This is a genomic window from Allobosea sp. Root670, assembly GCF_001429415.1.
In the GTDB taxonomy this organism is placed as follows: Bacteria; Pseudomonadota; Alphaproteobacteria; order Rhizobiales; family Beijerinckiaceae; genus Allobosea; species Allobosea robiniae.
This window is the reverse complement of sequence record NZ_LMJU01000017.1, coordinates 170,696-187,383: the sequence shown is the minus strand read 5'-3', so window position 1 is coordinate 187,383 and position 16,688 is coordinate 170,696. Positions and strand designations below refer to the sequence as shown.

The window sequence follows — 16,688 nt, the reverse complement described above, 5'->3', positions numbered from 1 at the left end:
ACGCTTTCCTGCCAAGATGAGACAGCCTTGAGGCATTCTTCATGAGTGGTCACAGTTCCTACGTCCCGAAGACCGGCATCGAACGCTGGCTCGATGTGCGCCTGCCGATCATCCGGCTCGCCCATGATTCGGCGGTTTCCTATCCGGTGCCGCGCAACCTGAACTATCTGTGGACCTTCGGCGGCATCCTCGCATTCATGCTGGTGGCGCAGATCGTCACCGGCATCGTCCTGGCGATGCACTACACGGCCAATTCGATGCTCGCCTTCAATTCGGTCGAGCACATCATGCGCGACGTGAATTACGGCTGGCTCCTGCGCTACCTGCACTCCAACGGCGCCTCGATGTTCTTCATCGCCGTCTATGTGCACATCTTCCGCGGGCTTTATTATGGCTCGTACAAGGCGCCGCGCGAGCTGCTCTGGATTCTCGGCGTGGTCATCTTCCTGCTGATGATGGCGACGGCGTTCATGGGCTACGTGCTGCCCTGGGGCCAGATGTCCTTCTGGGGCGCGACCGTCATCACCAACCTGTTCTCGGCCCTGCCGGTGGTCGGCGAGACGATCGTCACCTTCCTGTGGGGCGGTTACTCGGTCGACAACCCGACGCTGAACCGCTTCTTCTCGCTGCACTACCTGCTGCCGTTCATGATCTTCGGCGTCGTCGGGCTGCATATCTGGGCGCTGCACGTGGTCGGCCAGAACAACCCGACCGGCGTCGAGGTGAAGAACGTCCAGAAGGATACCGTGCCGTTCACGCCCTACGCGACCGTCAAGGACATCTTCGGCATGGTCGTGTTCATGATCCTGTTCGCCTGGTTCGTGTTCTACCAGCCGAACTTCATGGGCCATGCCGACAACTACATCCCGGCGAACCCGGCCTCGACCCCGGCGCATATCGTCCCGGAATGGTACTTCCTGCCGTTCTACGCGATCCTGCGCGCCATTCCCGACAAGCTCGGCGGCGTCATGGCGATGGGCGGAGCCATCGTGGTGCTCGCCTTCCTGCCCTGGATCGACACCTCCAAGGTCAAGTCGATGAGCTATCGGCCGATCGGGCGCCAGCTGTTCTGGGCCTTCGTCGTGGTCTGCATCGGCCTCGGCTATCTCGGCGCGATGCCGGCTGAAGGTGGCTACGTCATCGCCTCGCAGATCTTCACCGTGCTGTATTTCGGCTTCTTCGTCGCGCTCTTCGTCGTCGGCCTGTTCGAGCGGCCGAAGGCGCTGCCGACCTCGATCGCCGACTCGGTGCTCGCTTCCAAGGGTGGATCGGCGGCGCGCGTCGCGACCGCCACCGCTGCCGAACCGAACGTCAAGGGCTGACGGAACCATGAGCAGAACATCGTTTCGTCTCGCCCTGACCGGGCTCACTGCTGCCCTCTCGCTGGCGCTGTTCCAGCCGGCCGCGCAGGCGGCCGAGGCCGGCCCGAAGCCGCCGGCGCTGAGCTGGTCGTTCTCGGGACCGTTCGGCAAGTTCGACCGGGCCCAGCTCCAGCGCGGCTTCAAGGTCTTCAAGGAAGTCTGCGCGAGCTGCCATGGCGCGAGCCTCGTCGCCTTCCGCAACCTGTCGCAGCCCGGTGGCCCGGAATTCACGCCCGGGCAGGTCGCAGCGCTCGCCGCGACCTATCAGGTCAAGGACGGCCCGAACGACCAGGGCGAGATGTTTGATCGCCCCGGCCGTGCGGCCGACCGCTTCCCGTCGCCGTTCCCCAACGAGCAGGCGGCCCGCGCGGCCCAGGGCGGCGCCTATCCGCCGGACTTCTCGGTGCTCGCCAAGGCGCGCACCTATACCCGCGGCTTCCCGACCTTCATCTTCGATATGTTCACGCAGTATCAGGAGCAGGGGCCGGACTACATCCATGCCCTGATGGTGGGCTACAAGGAGCCGCCGGCCGGCTTCCCCGCGCTGCTGCCCGGGCAGAACTATAACGAGTACATGCCCGGCCATCTGATCGCGATGCCGAAGCCGCTGAGCGATGGGCAGGTCGAGTATCCGAAGGGCGCGGACGGCAAGTCGCCGGTGCCGGAGACGGTCGATCAGTATGCCCGCGACGTCGCCGCCTTCATGGTCTGGATGGCTGAGCCGCATCTGGAGGCGCGCAAGCGCCTGGGCATGCAGGTGATGGCGTTCCTGACCATCTTCGCCTTCCTGCTCTACTACACCAAGAAGAAGGTGTGGTCGCGCATGCCGGACGGCTCGCCGGCTCACTGAGGCAGCTGATATCGTTTCAGAAAAGGCCCCGGCGACGGGGCCTTTTTTGTTTTGCAGCCGTCATTCTCGGACGAAGCGAAGTGTAGATCCGGGAATCTCGGGCAGGGGAGGATTCCAGAACCTTCTTCGGGGAGAGATGCTCGGGTCAGGCCCGAGCATGACGGCGTCCGGTCCGGCCGTATTGCGACCGTCATCGAAAGGTGGTCCTTTCCGCGCCCGTATTTGTTGTCGCATCGAATCCTTCCGAAAAGTGGCTTCCGCTTTTCGGGTCGATGCTCGAGGAAATCGACCATGAGCGAAGCCGTTCTCGGAATCATCGGCGGATCGGGCATCTACGATCTGCCGGGCCTGACCGACCTGCGCGAGGAGCGCATCGAAAGCCCGTGGGGCGAACCTTCGGATGTCTTGCGGATCGGCCGGATCGGCCAGACGAAGATCGTCTTCCTCCCGCGTCACGGGCGCGGTCACGCGATCCCGCCCTCCGAGATCAACTACCGGGCCAATATCGACGTGTTGAAGCGGGCGGGGGTGACCGATCTCGTCTCGCTCTCCGCCTGCGGCTCCTACAAGGCCGAGCTCTATCCCGGCCTGTTCGTTCTGGTCGACCAGTTCGTCGACCGGACGAGCCGGCGCGAGAACTCCTTCTTCGGCCGCGGCTGCGTTGCCCATGTCTCGGTCGCCCATCCGGTCGGGCCCGCCCTGCAGGCGCGGATCGCGGCGGCGGCGCAGGCCGAGGCGCTGCCCTTCGTCCGCGGCGGGACGCTGGTCACGATGGAAGGCCCGCAATTCTCGACCTATGCGGAATCGATGACCTATCGTGGGCTCGGCTATGACCTGATCGGCATGACGGCGATGCCCGAGGCCAAGCTCGCCCGCGAAGCCGAGATCACCTATGCCACGGTCGCGATGGTGACCGACTACGACTGCTGGCACGAGTTGCACGGCGCCGTCGATGTCGCCTCGGTCATCGCCGTGCTGCACGACAATGCCGACAAGGCGCGGCGCCTCGTGGCGCGGCTCGCCGCCGATTTCCCGGCGCAGCGCGAGCCGTGCCCGGCCGGCTCCCATAACGCGCTCGACAACGCCATCGTGACGGCGCCGGCCTTCCGGGATCCGGCGCTGCTGGCGAAGCTCGACGCCGTCGCCGGGCGTGTGCTCGAGGCGGCGTGATGGCGGCGCCCTTGACGAAGCCGGCCCGGCGTCGGACCAAGGCCTCCGTCAGTTCTTCCGAGACGGTGTCCATGAACCTTGCCGACAGCATCCGCGCGATCCCCGATTATCCTCGGCCCGGCATCGTCTTTCGCGATATCACCACGCTGCTCGGTGACGCGCGGGCCTTCCGCCGGGCGGTCGACGAACTGGTGCAGCCCTTCGCGGGCCTGAAGATCGCCAAGATCGCCGGGATCGAGGCGCGCGGCTTCATCCTGGGCGGGGCCGTGGCGCATCAGCTCTCGGCCGGCTTCGTGCCCGTTCGCAAGAAGGGCAAGCTGCCGCTGGAGACGCTGCGCGCGACCTATGCGCTCGAATACGGCACGGACGAGATCGAGATCCATCGCGATGCGGTGCAGCCGGGCGAGCGCGTCCTGCTGGTCGACGACCTGATCGCCACGGGCGGCACGGCGGAGGCGGCGGTCAACCTGCTCGCGGGCTTAGGCGCGGAGGTCGTTGCGGCCTGCTTCATCGTCGACCTGCCGGAACTCGGCGGCGCCGACAAAATCCGGCGGCTCGGCGTGCCCGTGCGCACGCTGGTCTCGTTCGGCGGGCATTGAGCGGGGATGAAGATCAACGGCCAGCATTACCGGACGATCTGGCTCGCGCAGGATGGCTGGCGCGTCGTCGTGATCGACCAGACGCGCTTGCCCTTCCGCTTCGAGACCGTGGCGCTCGGCTCGGCCGAGCAGGCGGCCGATGCGATCCGCAGCATGGTGGTGCGCGGGGCGCCGTTGATCGGTGCGACCGCGGCGTATGGTGTGGCGCTGGCGATGCGGACGGACGCCTCGGATGCGGCTCTCGATGCGGCACTCGCCCTGCTTGGCGCGACGCGCCCGACCGCCGTCAATCTGCGCTGGGCGCTGGCGCGGATGCGTGGCGCCCTCGCAGGCCTGCCCGCGACGGCGCGTGCCGAGGCGGCCTATGCGGAAGCCGCGGCGATCTGCGACGAGGACGTCGCCTTGTGCCGCGCGATCGGCGAGCACGGCCTGGAGCGGATCACCGAGATCGCGGCGCGAAAGCCCGTCGGCGAGCCGGTCAATATCCTCACCCATTGCAATGCCGGCTGGCTTGCCACGGTGGACTGGGGCACGGCGCTGGCGCCGATCTATCTCGCCCATGATGCCGGCATTCCCATCCATGTCTGGGTCGACGAGACCCGGCCCCGCAACCAGGGCGCGGCGCTGACGGCCTACGAGCTCGGCTCCCATGGCGTGCCGCATACGGTGATCGTGGACAATGCCGGCGGCCATCTGATGCAGCACGGGCAGGTCGATCTGGTGATCGTCGGCACCGACCGCACCACGGCGGCGGGCGATGTCGCCAACAAGATCGGGACCTATCTCAAGGCACTCGCGGCGCATGACAACGGCGTGCCCTTCTATGTCGCGCTGCCCTCGCCGACGATCGACTGGAGCATCAGCGACGGCCTCGCCGATATCCCGATCGAGGAGCGCGCGGCCCGCGAGGTCACCCATCTCTCCGGGCTCGCCGATGACGGTGAGGTCAGGTCCGTCCGCGTCGTCGCGCCGGGCAGTGGTGCGGCCAACCCGGCCTTCGACGTGACGCCGGCGCGGCTCGTCACCAAGCTTATCACCGAGCGCGGCGTCTGCGCGGCCAGCGTTGAGGGCCTCGCACAACTCTTTCCCGACCTGGCGAGCAGGGGCACGGCATGACCGAAACGGAATTGCGGCAGGAGATCGTCTCGGTCGCGCAGGCGATCGACCGGGCCGGATTCTGCCCGTCGAAATCGGGCAATGTCTCGGCTCGTTTTGGCGATGGCCTGCTGATCACGCCGTCGGGCCTGCCCTATGCCCGGACGCGCCCTGAGGACCTGATCCATCTCAGCCTCGATGGCACCATCCTGAATGGTAGCCGCAAGCCGTCCTCCGAATGGCCTTTCCATGTCGCGATCTACCGGGCGCGATCCGATGCGCAGGCGATCGTGCACACCCATTCGCCGCGCGCCACGGCCTTGTCTTCCACGCGCCGCGGCATTCCGGCCTTCCACTACATGATCGCGCTTTGCGGCGGTGCCGATGTGCGCTGTGCCGAGTACGCGACCTTCGGCACGCCCGAGCTTGCCGAGAATGCCGTGAAGGCGCTGGAGGGCCGCAAGGCCGTGCTGCTCGCCAATCACGGTGTGATCGCGCTCGGGCAGACCCTGGCCGGCGCGCATACCATCGTCGCCGAAGTCGAGAACCTCGCCGGGCAGTATCTCGATATCCTCGCGGCGGGGATCGAGCCGGTCATCCTCGATGCCGCCGAAATGGAGCGCGTCGGCGCCAAATTCGCGGGCTACGGCAAGGTCGGCTGAGCCGCGTCAGAGCGCCCGATCGGGCAGGCAGGCCGCCGGCCGGGCAAATGCGGCCGACCGGTTTAAGTTTTCGGCAATGGCAACACCGGCATAACGGTTGCCGCCTTCCTCGCCTGGCAAGAGACCTTCGTGTCGCTCGACTATCAGTCCCTCCTGACGGCTTTCACCCTTTCGGGATGCGGATTAGCCGCAGCCTTCCTTGTGAGCTGGCTCGTTTCCAGGAAGGAAGGCTTCCTGATGGCCTGGACAATCGGCGTCGCGCTGATGGCCGCCGGCGTGCTGATCTATGGCGGCTATGTCAGGACGATGTCGCCGATCGTGGGGGCAGCCGGCTACACGGTTCTTCTGACGGGCCTCGCCTTCGTCTTCGGTGCGGGCCGCGAATTTCGCACGCGGGTTCTGCCCTGGCGCAGCATGGCCATCATGGCAATCGGGTCGTCGGCAGCCATGGCTGTGCCCATGCTGGCCGGCTATAACGGCATCGCGATCATCGGGCTCAATGTCGCGGCCGCGGCCATTCTGTTCGCAACAGCCTGGGACTATTGGCTCGGCCGGGCCGAAGCCAGGCTGGCGATCATGCTGTTGACCGGCCTGTATGTCCTGACCGGGCTATCCTTCGTTCCTTGCGCCGTTCTGCTGCTGCTGGATGGCCGCTGGGCTCTGCCGGGCATCCCGTCGAACTGGGCGGAAGACCTCAATATCGTCGTCTGCCTGACCACGCTCGCCGGCATTGGCGCGCTGTCCCTGGCCTTGAACCACGCGCGGCTGGCGCGCGGCCACAAGCGCGACGCGGAAACCGATCCGCTGACCGGCCTGCTCAACCGACGCGCGCTACTCGACCGCATCGCGACCGAGATCGAAGGGCCCGCCGCCCTAGTCATCTTCGACATCGATCACTTCAAGCGGATCAACGACATCCACGGCCACCTGGCGGGAGACGAGGTGTTGCGGGCGTTCGGGGAGATTCTGCTGTCATGCCGGTCGCAAGGACTGGCCGCACGGCTCGGTGGAGAGGAATTCGCACTGCTGCTGCCGGGCGATTCTCTGGTCGCGGCGGCCATCGCGGCCGAAAACGTGCGGGGGCGCCTCGTCAAACGTCGTTTCGCAGCGGGCGGTGCGGCGTTCGGGTGCACGCTCAGCGCAGGCGTCGCCCATGGGAAGGACAGCGTCATCGATTTCGATGCCTTGCTTCACGAGGCGGACAAGGGGCTCTACGCAGCCAAGCGGAGCGGGCGCGACCGGGTCGTGGTCGCATCGGACGATGAAGCGTTCCTCGCCCAGATGCGGTCTTCCTCCGACATGCCGCGCGGGCCCGTCGATCTCGTCAGGCTCAAGACCGGCTGAGGTCCGTCTTCGCGGTCAATCCGGCTTGCGCTCGACGAAGACGCAACCGTCGAAGCTGAAGACCTCTTCGCCGTGCTGGTTGATGCCGGTGTTGCGGTGGAAGAACAGTCCCCATTGCGGGCGCGAGGCGCTCTCGCGCTTGTCGATCACCTGCGAGTGGTAGGTGATCCGGTCCCCGGCAAAGACGGGTTTCGTCCAGCGCAGGTTCCTGAAGCCTGGAGAGGAGCCGAGGCGCGCGGGGCGATCCGACGCCACCGCGAGCTGGCGCTTGCGATGCAGGACCATGCAGGCCATCCAGACCGCGGCCGTGTGCCAGCCGGATGCGGCGAGCCTGCCGAAGGAGCTCCGGCGCGCCGCCGCCTCGTCCATGTGGAAGGGCTGGGGGTCGAAACTGCGGGCGAAGGCGACGATCTCCTCGGGCGTGAAGAGGAAGCTGCCGAGTTCGCTGCTCTCGCCGACCGAAAGCTCCTCGAAGAAGCGCGGCGGCTCCGGCGGCTCGGAGGAGGCTTCCAGCGGGCTCTCGATGGCGGGGCGCTCGTAGACCGGCGCATGATCCAGCCAGGGGCCGGCCGGATGCCGGCCGATGGCGGAGCCTTGGCGGCCGAACATGATCCAGTTGGTCTGCTCCAGCACCGGCTCGTCGCGCTGGTTCAGCAGTTCGAGCCGGAAGCGCACGAGGCCCATCTCGGGGCGCGAGCGCGAGGCCTTGCTTTCCAGCACGGTGCGCCGGGCGCTGACGCTGTCGCCGGGGAGGAGGGGACGCAGCCACTTCACCTCGTCGATGCCCGGCGCGCCCATGCTGGCGGCGTCGAGCAGGAAATCCTCCGCCGTCAGCCGCATCAGCAGCGCGCAGCTATGCCAGCCGGAGCCGATCAGGCGGCCGACGAAGCTCGCCTTGGCGGCCTCGGGATCGACATGGAAATCCTGCGCGTCGTAGCGCGAGGCGAAGGCGATGATGTCGTCCTGCGAGACGTCGAGGCTGCGCGAGCGTGCGCTCTGACCCGGGACGAAATCCTCGAAATACGACATCGCCGGCTAGCTCTTCAGTTCGCGAAGCGGAAATGCAGCACGTCGCCATCGGCGACGATGTATTCCTTGCCTTCGAGGCGGAACTTGCCGGCCTCGCGCGCTCCCGACTCGCCCTTGTGGGTGACGTAGTCGTCGAAGGCGATGGTCTCGGCGCGGATATAGCCCTTCTCGAAATCGGTATGGATCACGCCTGCGGCCTGCGGCCCCTTGGTGCCCTTCTCGATCGTCCAGGCGCGCGCTTCCTTCGGGCCGACGGTGAAATAGGTGACGAGATGGAGCAGGCTGTAGCCGGCGCGGATCACGCGGTTCAGGCCGGGTTCGTCGAGGCCAACGGCCTCCAGGTAGTCCTTCTGGTCCGCGACCGGGAGCACGGCGATCTCGCTCTCGATCTTGGCGGAGACGACGACGGCGACTGCGTTCTCCTCGGCGGCGCGAGCCTTCACCTGTTCGGAGAAGGCGTTGCCCTTGTCGGCGCTGGCTTCCTCGACATTGCAGACATAGAGCACGGGCTTGGACGAGAGCAGGCCGAGCGTCTCGAAGGTGCGGCGCTCGTCGGCCGCGACCTGGACGAGGCGGGCCGGCTTGCCGTCGCGCAGCAGCACGAGGCAGCGGTTCATCAAATCGGCCAGCTCCTTGGCCTCCTTGTCGCCGGTCTTGGCCTTCTTCTCCAGCGGCAGGACGCGCTTCTCAAGGCTTTCGAGATCGGCCAGCATCAATTCGGTCTCGATGATCTCGATGTCGTTGATCGGAGCGACCTTGCCCTCGACATGGGTGATGTCGCCGTCCTCGAAGCAGCGCACGACATGGGCGATGGCGTCGCATTCGCGGATATTGGCGAGGAACTGGTTGCCGAGCCCTTCGCCGCGCGAGGCGCCGCGCACGAGGCCGGCGATGTCGACGAAGGTCAGCCGCGTCGGGATGATCTCCTTGGAGCCGGCGATGGCGGCGAGCTTCTCCAGCCGCTCGTCGGGCACGGCGACGTCACCGACATTCGGCTCGATCGTGCAGAACGGATAGTTCGCGGCCTGGGCCGCGGCCGTCTGCGTCAGCGCGTTGAAGAGGGTCGACTTGCCGACATTCGGCAGGCCGACGATGCCACATTTGAAACCCATGATCGCCTGTTCCGTTGCCCGTGGCGGATCGCCTACGCCGGGCGTGAAGCTTTGAAAGTTGCGGTCTTATTGGGGGGCTTGCGCGATAAAGACAAGTGCCGCGCGCCTGATGGCCGCTGCGTTCCTCACGCGAACGTGCATGGCAGGCGGGCTGATGCGGGTGCTGGATCGGGCGAGCCGCTTGTCGCGGCGTTCGGAGCCTCGTCATGAAGCGTTTTCGTCTTGCGTTCGCCCTGTCGATCTTCGCCCTTGCCGGCGGCACGGCCGTTGCCCAGGCGCCAGGAACGCGGTTGCGCGGCACGGTCGAGCGTGTGGCAGGGGTGACGCTGGAACTCAAGGCTGCGGACGGGCGCGAGCTCAAGGTCGCGCTTGCGCCGGGCTACTCGGTCGGCGGCATGGTGGCGGCGAAGGCAAGCGATATCGCCAAAGGCAGCTTCATCGGCGTCGGCGCCAAGCCGCAGGCTGACGGCACCTTGCTCGCGGTACAGGTCGTGATCTTCCCGGAGGCGATGCGCGGCACGGGCGAGGGGCATCGGCCCTGGGGCGTGCTGCCGGATGCGACCATGACCAATGCGACGGTGGCCGAGACGGTCTCGCGGGTCGACGGCGCCAATCTGGTGCTGAGCTATCCGGGTGGCGAGCAGAAGGTCGCGATCACGCCGGAGGCGACGATCCTGATGGCAGCGCCTGCCGAGGCGAGCGAGCTCAAGCCCGGCGCGCAGGTTGCGATGACGGCGAGCCGGCAGGCGGATGGCAGCTACAGCACGAGCCGCGTCACCGTGGCGAAGGCGGGTGCCAAGCTTCCGCTCTGAAGATCAGCCGTCGCTCTTTTCACCGAGCCGCTTCACGGCGCCGTGGCCACGCGCATCCATGAAGAGATGGACCTTGTTCTGGAAGCCGGCGTCGTCATGGGCGGCGAGGAGGGCCGCATGGTCGGCACAGGCCGTGCAGAGATCCTCGACCCAGGGCTGCTCGGCCTTGCCGAAATCGTTCAGCACGTAGCTGTGCACCAGTTCCTTCAGGCCGGGATGGCCGATGCCCATGCGCACGCGGCGATAGTCGTTGCCGATCGCAGCCGTCGTCGAGCGCAGGCCGTTATGTCCGGCATTGCCGCCGCCGAGCTTGACGCGCAGCTTGGCGGGGGCGAGATCGAGCTCGTCATGGAAGACGACGACATCGGCCGGAGCGACCTTGAAGAAGCGCGCGGCCTCGCCGATCGCGCGGCCCGACTCGTTCATGTAGGTCTGCGGCTTGAGCAGGATGACCTTTTCGGTGCCGATCGTGGCCTCGCAGGCCTCCGCCTGGAAGCGGGCGCGCCAGGGCGAGGCGCGGTGCAGGCGCGCGATCTCGCCAAGGGCCATGAAGCCGATATTGTGGCGGTTGCGGGCATAGCGCGCGCCGGGATTGCCGAGGCCGGCGAAAATCAGCATGGCGGGGCTCCGCAGACTTGTTCGTTCAGCATCGGGTCCGCCCGAAGGCCGGACACCGTTTTCCGGTTCGATGCCATAGCAAAACGGCCGGGAAACCCGGCCGTCTCGTGAGCGTTCGAGGTGAAAGCGGCGCCGGCTGGCGCCGTTTCATCAGGCCTTGGCTTCAGCCGCGGCTTCCTCAGTCTCGGCGGCCTCAGGCTCGGCCTCGACGGTCGGCGCGGAGATCGTGACGATCGTGGCGTCAGCGCCGACAGAGAGCTTGGCGCCGGCCGGGAGCTTGATCGCGTCGGCATGGACGGAGTCGCCGACGTTCAGGCCGGCAACCGAAATGTCGATGGAATCCGGGATGCTGTCCGGCTCGACGGTGACTTCGAGGGCGTGCTCGATGATCTGGACTAGGCCGCCGCTCTTGACGCCGGGGCTGGCTTCCTGACCGGTGACGTGAACCGGAACCTGGACCGTGACGGTCTGGCCCTTGGCGACGCGCAGGAAGTCGACATGGATCGGGAAATCCTTGACCGGGTCGAGCTGGTAGTCGCGCGGAATGACGCGCTGCTTCTTACCGGCGACGGCGATCTCGAAGATCGTGGTCAGGAAGTGGCCGCCGAAAATCAGCTGGCGGGTCTTGTTGGCGTCGAGCGCGATGGCTTCGGGAGCAGCGCCCCCACCATAGATCACGGCAGGCGTCTGGCCCTGGCGGCGAACAGCACGGGCGGCCCCCTTGCCGACCTGTGCGCGCGCCGAAGCCTCGATTTGCTTCACGGCGGTCATGTTGGATGTCCTTGACTTGTAAATGACAAGGCCGCCTCGTGGCGGCCATCGGATTGATGCGTTCAGAGCCTCCAAGGGTGTCAGCCGAACGCTGGGGTGCTCATAGGCGAAAACCGCCGCGATCTCAAGCCCGGCTCAGGCGGCGTTGGCGACGAGGCCGCGCGTGGGGACGGGCGCCTGGATCGGCTGGGCGAAGCGCTGCAGCCATTCGCGGATGATCGAGGCCGGAACCGGCGGCGAATAGAGGTAGCCCTGGCCGAGGCCGCAGCCCATTTCGCTGAGGCGCTCGGCCTGCGCCTGCTTCTCGATGCCCTCCGCGACGATCTTCATGCCGAGGCGGCGGGTCATCGTCAGCAGAGCCTCGATGATGATCTCGCTGCGGGCGCCGCTGTCGATCGAGCCGACGAAGGAACGGTCGATCTTGATGATGTCGATCGGGAAATCGAGCAGGTGGGTCAGGGAGGCGAAGCCGGTGCCGAAATCGTCGAGCGCGACCGGTGAACCATTGGCGCGCAGCGCTTCCATGGTACGCGCGACGCCGTCCTTGCGCCCGCCCATGAAGACCTGCTCGGTGACCTCGATCACGAGTTGCTGCAGCGGTACGCCGGCCTTCTCCAGCGTGCGGGTGGCGCGCTGGACGAGGTCGCCCTTCTGGAAGTCGGCCGAGGTGACGTTGACCGCGACATGCTGGAAATTCAGGCCGCTCGCGCGCCACTCAGCCATGTCGGCGGCCACCGCCGTCAGCATCTGGGTCGTGGTGCGATGGGCGATCTTCGGATCGCGCAGGGCGTCCTGGAATTCGCCGGCCGCGATGATGCGGCCGTCGTCCAGGCGCATCCGGGCCAGGGCCTCGAGGCCGACGACCTCGTTGGTGTCGAGGCGGATGACCGGCTGGTAATAGGGGATGATCCGGTCGTCGCCGAGGGCGCCCGCGACATCCCGGCGGGTGCGGATGCGATGCATCATCGCGCTGCGCAATTGCCTGCGAAAGCGGACATAGCGGCCGCGCCGGGTTTCCTTGGCGTGGTAGAGCGCGAGGTCGGCGTTCTGCCGCAGCGTAACGGTGTCCTGGCCGTCCTCGCCGGCGATGACCCCGCCGATGGTAATGCCCGGCACGAGGCTGTGGCCGTCATGGTCGAACGGAACCGCGACCGCCGCCATCGCGGCCGAGGCGAAGGCACGCATACGCGCCGGCTCCCTGCAATCGGGGACGAGAACGGCGAACTCGTCGCCGCCGATCCGGCAGGTGAGGCAGCCGGCCAGCGCGACGTCGAGCCGCCGGCCGACCACGGCGATCAGGGCATCCCCGGCGGCGTGGCCGAGCGTGTCGTTGACCGTCTTGAGATGATCAATGTCGATCAGCATCAACCCGTAGCGGCGGCCGGCCGCGCTCATCTCCGCGATGGCGCTGTTGAACTGGCTGCGGTTGGGCAGTCCGGTCAGCGTATCGAAATAGGCGAGGCGGTGATTGCGGGTGCGGACTTCGTCATGCTCGATGGCGATGGCGCAGAGATGGACGCAGGTCGCGACGATCCGGCGTTCGAGCGTGCGCGGACGGCGAGCCGCCCTGAAATAGAAGGCGAAGGCGCCGACCACCCGCCCGTCGCGCGCCTTGATCGGCGTCGACCAGCAGGCGCGCAGGCCGAGCGGCAGGGCGAGATCGGTATAGGCCCGCCAGAGTGGATCGGTGGCGATGTCGGTGACTTCGACGGGCTCGCCGCGGAAGATCGCGGTTCCGCAGGAGCCGACCTCCGGGCCTGCCGGCACGCCCTTGATGGCGCCGACATAGTGCGGGGGCAGGCTGGGCGAGGCGAGAGGCTGGAGGCAGCACTGGTTGTCGATGGCGACGACCGAGCAGATGACGCCGGGCGAGATCGCCTCGGCACGATGACACAGGCGCTCCATGCATGCGATCAGAGGCTCGCCGCGCGCGATATCTTCAAGAATATCGTTCTGCAGAGCCTGCAGGCGGCCCGAAGGTCTGGTCACGGAGTTCCCGACAGAGTGCTCGTCGAAGAACCCCGATCCTGGCGCAAATGCCTTAAAGTCAGATTGAGGCGACGCCTCAAACTTTACGCGGCGGCGCGATGCCTGGAATCAGGCGGCGACCAGGCCCAGCCGCTCGTCGCGGCGGCGCAGGAGGTGCATCAGCGGCAAGGCGAGCAGCACCATCCAGGCCTTGCCGATGATCTGGCCGGCGAGAAAGTCGAGGCTGCCGAAGGCGAGATGCAGGAAGACGAGGCTGTCGACGACGAGGCCGATCACGCTGGAGGCGAAGACGGCCGTGACGAAGCGCCGGCGCTGCAGCGGGGTATAGACCGCGAAATCGGCGAGCTCCGAGAGCAGGAAGGCCGCGACCGAGGCCAGTACGATGGCGGGCGGGGCGAGCATCGCGGAGATCAGGGTGCCGACCGCGATGGCGCCGAGACCGGCGAGGGGGCCAAGGCGGCGCTGGACGATGTCGCGCAATACCAGGGCAAGGCCGACCATCAAAACACCGCTCGGCGCCATCACGCCCGGCCAGACCGGGACGAGGCAGGGGCCGTTCGGCACGCAGACCGCGCCGGCATTGCCTATCATCCAGTTGGCGGCGGGAATGGTCAGGCCGAACAGGACGAGGGCGATAACGCCTTCCGTCAGGCGCTGGCGGTCACGGGTCATAGGTCAAGTCCGCTGTCGTCGGGGGCTGTGAGGTAAGCCGCGAAGCCTTTTGATCGCAAATCGCAGGCCGGGCAATGGCCGCAGCCATAACCCCAGCCATGCCGGGTCGTCCTGTCGCCGAGATAGCAGCTATGGCTGTCCTCGATCACGAGATCGAGCAGGGCCTGGCCGCCGATTTCGCGGGCGAGCGCGAAGGTCTGCGCCTTGTCGCGCCACATCAGCGGCGTGTGCAGCACGAGCCGGCGGTCGAGCCCGAGATTGAGCGCGACCTGCATCGCCTTGATCGTGTCGTCGCGGCAATCGGGATAGCCGGAATAATCGGTCTCGCAGACACCGAGCACGATGTGCTTGAGGTCGCGGCGATAGGCGAGCGCCGCAGCGAAGGTCAGGAAGATCAGGTTGCGGCCGGGCACGAAGGTCGAGGGCAGGCCGGCATCCGTGAAAGCGATCTCGGTCTCGCGGGTCAGGGCCGTCTCGGAGATCGCGCCGAGTGCCTTGAGATCGACGACATGATCGGGGCCGAGCCGCTCGGCATAGCGGGCCGAGAGCGTGGGAAGCTTGGCGCGGATCGTCTCGCGGCATTCCATCTCGATGCGATGGCGCTGGCCATAGTCGAAGCCGATCGTCTCGACCGCGTCGAAGCGGTCGAGCGCCCAAGCCAGGGTCGTGGTGGAATCCTGGCCGCCGGAAAACAGGACGAGGGCGCGGGAGTTACCCAAGCCTAACCTCTCAGTCGAACAGGCTCGACACGCTGGTCTCGCTCGCGGTGCGCTCGATGGCTTCGCCCATCAGGCCGGCAATCGAGATGACGCGGATGTTGCGGGCGACCTTCACGGCCTCGGTCGGCATGATCGAGTCGGTGATGACCAGCTCCTTGAGCTTGGACGAGGCGATGCGGGCGACCGCGCCGCCGGAGAGCACGCCATGGGTGATGTAGGCGAAAACCTCCTTGGCGCCCTGCTCGAGCAGGGCGTCGGCCGCGTTCACCAGCGTGCCGCCGGAATCGACGATGTCGTCGATCAGGATGCAGGAGCGGCCCTCGACCGAGCCGATGATGTTCATGACCTCGGATTCGCCCGGCCGGTCACGACGCTTGTCGACAATGGCGAGCGGGGCGTCGATGCGCTTGGCGAGCGCGCGCGCCCGGACCACGCCGCCGACATCCGGCGAGACGACCATGGCGTTCTTCCATTCCAGCCGGTCCTTGATGTCGCGCGCCATCAGCGGGGCGCCGAACAGGTTGTCGGTCGGGATGTCGAAGAAGCCCTGGATCTGGCCGGCATGGAGGTCGAGCGTCAGCACGCGGTCGACGCCGGCATGGGTGATCAGGTTGGAGACGAGCTTGGCCGAGATCGGCGTACGGCCGGAGGCGCGCCGGTCCTGGCGGGCATAGCCGAAATAGGGGATCACCGCCGTGATGCGGCGCGCCGAGGAGCGGCGCAGCGCATCGGTGATGATCAGCAATTCCATCAGGTGGTCGTTGGTCGGGAACGAGGTCGACTGGATGATGAAGACATCCTGTCCGCGCACGTTCTCCTGGATCTCGACGAAGACCTCCATATCGGCGAAGCGCCGGACGGAGGCCTTGGCGAGAGGGATGCTGAGATGGTTGCAGATCGCCTCGGCCAGCGGACGATTGGAGTTGCCGGCGACGACTTTGAAGTGAGAGGCCATGCCGTAGCGCACCGTTGCATCAAGGCTGAGCAGGGAGGGCCGGCATTGCCGGCTCAATTCGAACGGCTCTTAACAGCGCGGTTGGATGGAGTCGACCGCTGCAGTGCAATATCGATGGCCAAAAAGCGCAGGGCGCTGCGCCGTGACCCGGAAACCACTGCCGCAGCGTCGCTGCACAGCGGGTCCTGACGTGGCCTCAGCTCTTCTTCGGGTCCGTCGCAGCAACGCGGGTGCCCGGCTTCGCGGGTTTGCCGGTCTTGGTCTCGGTCTTGAGCGTCTCGACGGCGGGCGTGGTCACGAGAAAGCCTGCGATCGCATCCATCGAGTCGGAAGCGGCCTTGGCGACGACCGTCTGATCGATGCCGGCCCAGGGATCGGAACCGCCACTGCGCTTGCCGATGCTCTCGCCCTGTACACGCTGGGCGCGCTGCTTGGTCGAATCATAGACATCCCAGACGAAGGCGAGCGAGGTCTGGCCGTCCTCGGTCGGCTGTGCCGTGAGGTAGCCCTTGACGCGGAAGCGCGCCGGCTTGTTGCCGGGGACGATCTCCATCTTGCGCTCGGCGGCGGCTTCGCCGAGCAGGCCCGCGAAGCTGGTGGTGACGTTTTCGGGCGCTCCGGAGATGCTCTGGACCGAGACCGGAACGCCCGGCGCATCGACGCGCGGACGGGCCGCGGTCTGGGTGGTTTCCTGGCAGCCGGCGACAGCCAGCGCAAAAACCGGCCCCAGAACGAGGCCGCTAAAACGGTTGATCATGACGCCTCCCGCCCTTTGGGCTGTGGACCGCTTCGAGATTCCCTGTGCCGCTGTTCTAGGCTCAACGGATGGCGAGGTCCAGATCGGGCAGGTCGAGCGCCTCGGCGGCAGCTTTGCCGGCGAGATGAAGTCCGGCCCATCGGGGCAGCGGGCAAGCCCGACATCCGGTCGCA

17 protein-coding genes are annotated in these 16,688 nt (G+C 66.9%); 8 read left to right on the top strand and 9 right to left on the bottom strand.

Annotated elements, in window-relative coordinates; all coding sequences use genetic code 11:
- Positions 1 to 41 precede the first annotated feature (41 nt).
- The 7 genes from ASE61_RS18785 to ASE61_RS18755 all read left to right on the top strand — a co-directional run bounded on the left by ASE61_RS18785 (position 42) and on the right by ASE61_RS18755 (position 7,081).
- Positions 42 to 1,322 carry a cytochrome b gene (locus tag ASE61_RS18785; RefSeq protein WP_061969516.1) on the top strand — a complete coding sequence of 427 codons (1,281 nt, stop codon included), beginning with the start codon at positions 42 to 44 and terminating at the stop codon, positions 1,320 to 1,322.
- A gap of 7 nt (positions 1,323 to 1,329) precedes the next feature.
- Positions 1,330 to 2,211: a cytochrome c1 gene (locus ASE61_RS18780; protein ID WP_061969514.1), complete on the top strand. Its 882-nt coding sequence runs from the start codon at positions 1,330 to 1,332 to the stop codon at positions 2,209 to 2,211.
- A 291-nt stretch (positions 2,212 to 2,502) separates the two neighbouring features.
- Complete coding sequence (locus ASE61_RS18775; protein WP_061969512.1) at positions 2,503 to 3,381, top strand: S-methyl-5'-thioadenosine phosphorylase; 879 nt, start codon at positions 2,503 to 2,505, stop codon at positions 3,379 to 3,381.
- 71 nt (positions 3,382 to 3,452) lie between these two features.
- Positions 3,453 to 3,980, top strand: coding sequence for an adenine phosphoribosyltransferase (locus ASE61_RS18770; protein ID WP_061970256.1), 528 nt, complete (start codon positions 3,453 to 3,455; stop codon positions 3,978 to 3,980).
- Between the two features lie 6 nt (positions 3,981 to 3,986).
- Positions 3,987 to 5,096, top strand: a complete 1,110-nt coding sequence (gene mtnA / locus ASE61_RS18765) for an S-methyl-5-thioribose-1-phosphate isomerase (protein WP_061969511.1) — start codon at positions 3,987 to 3,989, stop codon at positions 5,094 to 5,096.
- Positions 5,093 to 5,737 carry a class II aldolase/adducin family protein gene (locus ASE61_RS18760; RefSeq protein WP_061969509.1) on the top strand — a complete coding sequence of 215 codons (645 nt, stop codon included), beginning with the start codon at positions 5,093 to 5,095 and terminating at the stop codon, positions 5,735 to 5,737. Before mtnA ends, ASE61_RS18760 begins: the two co-directional genes overlap by 4 nt.
- 264 nt (positions 5,738 to 6,001) lie before the next feature.
- Positions 6,002 to 7,081 carry a GGDEF domain-containing protein gene (locus tag ASE61_RS18755; protein ID WP_162260125.1) on the top strand — a complete coding sequence of 360 codons (1,080 nt, stop codon included), beginning with the start codon at positions 6,002 to 6,004 and terminating at the stop codon, positions 7,079 to 7,081.
- Between the two features lie 15 nt (positions 7,082 to 7,096).
- On the opposite strand, the gene ASE61_RS18750 is transcribed toward ASE61_RS18755, so the two are convergent.
- Together ASE61_RS18750 and ychF are read right to left on the bottom strand one after the other, a co-directional pair.
- Positions 7,097 to 8,110: a MaoC family dehydratase gene (locus ASE61_RS18750; RefSeq protein ID WP_061969506.1), complete on the bottom strand. Its 1,014-nt coding sequence runs from the start codon at positions 8,108 to 8,110 to the stop codon at positions 7,097 to 7,099.
- Positions 8,111 to 8,124: 14 nt separating this feature from the next.
- Positions 8,125 to 9,222 carry a redox-regulated ATPase YchF gene (gene ychF, locus ASE61_RS18745; protein ID WP_061969505.1) on the bottom strand — a complete coding sequence of 366 codons (1,098 nt, stop codon included), beginning with the start codon at positions 9,220 to 9,222 and terminating at the stop codon, positions 8,125 to 8,127.
- 206 nt (positions 9,223 to 9,428) lie between these two features.
- Here ychF and ASE61_RS18740 point away from each other — a divergent pair, with 206 nt between their 5' ends.
- Positions 9,429 to 10,034: a DUF5666 domain-containing protein gene (locus ASE61_RS18740; protein WP_061969503.1), complete on the top strand. Its 606-nt coding sequence runs from the start codon at positions 9,429 to 9,431 to the stop codon at positions 10,032 to 10,034.
- 3 nt (positions 10,035 to 10,037) lie between these two features.
- Here ASE61_RS18740 and pth read toward each other — a convergent pair whose 3' ends face one another.
- The 7 genes from pth to ASE61_RS18705 form a co-directional block, all read right to left on the bottom strand.
- Positions 10,038 to 10,652: an aminoacyl-tRNA hydrolase gene (gene pth / locus ASE61_RS18735; protein WP_061969501.1), complete on the bottom strand. Its 615-nt coding sequence runs from the start codon at positions 10,650 to 10,652 to the stop codon at positions 10,038 to 10,040.
- A gap of 150 nt (positions 10,653 to 10,802) precedes the next feature.
- Positions 10,803 to 11,423 (bottom strand): 50S ribosomal protein L25/general stress protein Ctc, encoded by a 621-nt coding sequence (locus ASE61_RS18730; RefSeq protein ID WP_061969500.1) that lies wholly within the window; start codon positions 11,421 to 11,423, stop codon positions 10,803 to 10,805.
- A 135-nt stretch (positions 11,424 to 11,558) separates the two neighbouring features.
- The gene (locus ASE61_RS18725; RefSeq protein ID WP_156407153.1) at positions 11,559 to 13,412 is read right to left on the bottom strand and encodes a putative bifunctional diguanylate cyclase/phosphodiesterase; all 1,854 of its coding nucleotides are present in this window, start codon (positions 13,410 to 13,412) and stop codon (positions 11,559 to 11,561) included.
- 108 nt (positions 13,413 to 13,520) lie between these two features.
- Positions 13,521 to 14,084: a VUT family protein gene (locus tag ASE61_RS18720; protein ID WP_061969498.1), complete on the bottom strand. Its 564-nt coding sequence runs from the start codon at positions 14,082 to 14,084 to the stop codon at positions 13,521 to 13,523.
- Entirely contained in the window at positions 14,081 to 14,803 is a 723-nt protein-coding gene (queC, locus tag ASE61_RS18715; protein WP_061969497.1) for a 7-cyano-7-deazaguanine synthase QueC, read from the bottom strand. Before queC ends, ASE61_RS18720 begins: the two co-directional genes overlap by 4 nt.
- A gap of 10 nt (positions 14,804 to 14,813) precedes the next feature.
- The gene (locus tag ASE61_RS18710; RefSeq protein WP_061969495.1) at positions 14,814 to 15,758 is read right to left on the bottom strand and encodes a ribose-phosphate pyrophosphokinase; all 945 of its coding nucleotides are present in this window, start codon (positions 15,756 to 15,758) and stop codon (positions 14,814 to 14,816) included.
- Positions 15,759 to 15,954: 196 nt separating this feature from the next.
- The gene (locus tag ASE61_RS18705) at positions 15,955 to 16,515 is read right to left on the bottom strand and encodes a hypothetical protein (RefSeq protein ID WP_061969493.1); all 561 of its coding nucleotides are present in this window, start codon (positions 16,513 to 16,515) and stop codon (positions 15,955 to 15,957) included.
- Positions 16,516 to 16,688 lie beyond the last annotated feature (173 nt).

What these genes read in the sequence shown, in the direction of transcription:
- ASE61_RS18705 (WP_061969493.1), bottom strand. Translation starts at nt 16,515, where the DNA reads ATGATCAACCGTTTTAGCGGCCTCGTTCTGGGGCCGGTTTTTGCGCTG.
- pth (WP_061969501.1), bottom strand. Translation starts at nt 10,652, where the DNA reads ATGCTGATTTTCGCCGGCCTCGGCAATCCCGGCGCGCGCTATGCCCGC.
- ASE61_RS18780 (WP_061969514.1), top strand. Translation starts at nt 1,330, where the DNA reads ATGAGCAGAACATCGTTTCGTCTCGCCCTGACCGGGCTCACTGCTGCC.
- ASE61_RS18775 (WP_061969512.1), top strand. Translation starts at nt 2,503, where the DNA reads ATGAGCGAAGCCGTTCTCGGAATCATCGGCGGATCGGGCATCTACGAT.
- ASE61_RS18750 (WP_061969506.1), bottom strand. Translation starts at nt 8,110, where the DNA reads ATGTCGTATTTCGAGGATTTCGTCCCGGGTCAGAGCGCACGCTCGCGC.
- ASE61_RS18770 (WP_061970256.1), top strand. Translation starts at nt 3,453, where the DNA reads ATGAACCTTGCCGACAGCATCCGCGCGATCCCCGATTATCCTCGGCCC.
- ASE61_RS18710 (WP_061969495.1), bottom strand. Translation starts at nt 15,758, where the DNA reads ATGGCCTCTCACTTCAAAGTCGTCGCCGGCAACTCCAATCGTCCGCTG.
- ASE61_RS18730 (WP_061969500.1), bottom strand. Translation starts at nt 11,423, where the DNA reads ATGACCGCCGTGAAGCAAATCGAGGCTTCGGCGCGCGCACAGGTCGGC.
- ychF (WP_061969505.1), bottom strand. Translation starts at nt 9,222, where the DNA reads ATGGGTTTCAAATGTGGCATCGTCGGCCTGCCGAATGTCGGCAAGTCG.
- ASE61_RS18755 (WP_162260125.1), top strand. Translation starts at nt 6,002, where the DNA reads ATGGCCGCCGGCGTGCTGATCTATGGCGGCTATGTCAGGACGATGTCG.
- ASE61_RS18720 (WP_061969498.1), bottom strand. Translation starts at nt 14,084, where the DNA reads ATGACCCGTGACCGCCAGCGCCTGACGGAAGGCGTTATCGCCCTCGTC.
- mtnA (WP_061969511.1), top strand. Translation starts at nt 3,987, where the DNA reads ATGAAGATCAACGGCCAGCATTACCGGACGATCTGGCTCGCGCAGGAT.
- ASE61_RS18760 (WP_061969509.1), top strand. Translation starts at nt 5,093, where the DNA reads ATGACCGAAACGGAATTGCGGCAGGAGATCGTCTCGGTCGCGCAGGCG.
- ASE61_RS18740 (WP_061969503.1), top strand. Translation starts at nt 9,429, where the DNA reads ATGAAGCGTTTTCGTCTTGCGTTCGCCCTGTCGATCTTCGCCCTTGCC.
- ASE61_RS18785 (WP_061969516.1), top strand. Translation starts at nt 42, where the DNA reads ATGAGTGGTCACAGTTCCTACGTCCCGAAGACCGGCATCGAACGCTGG.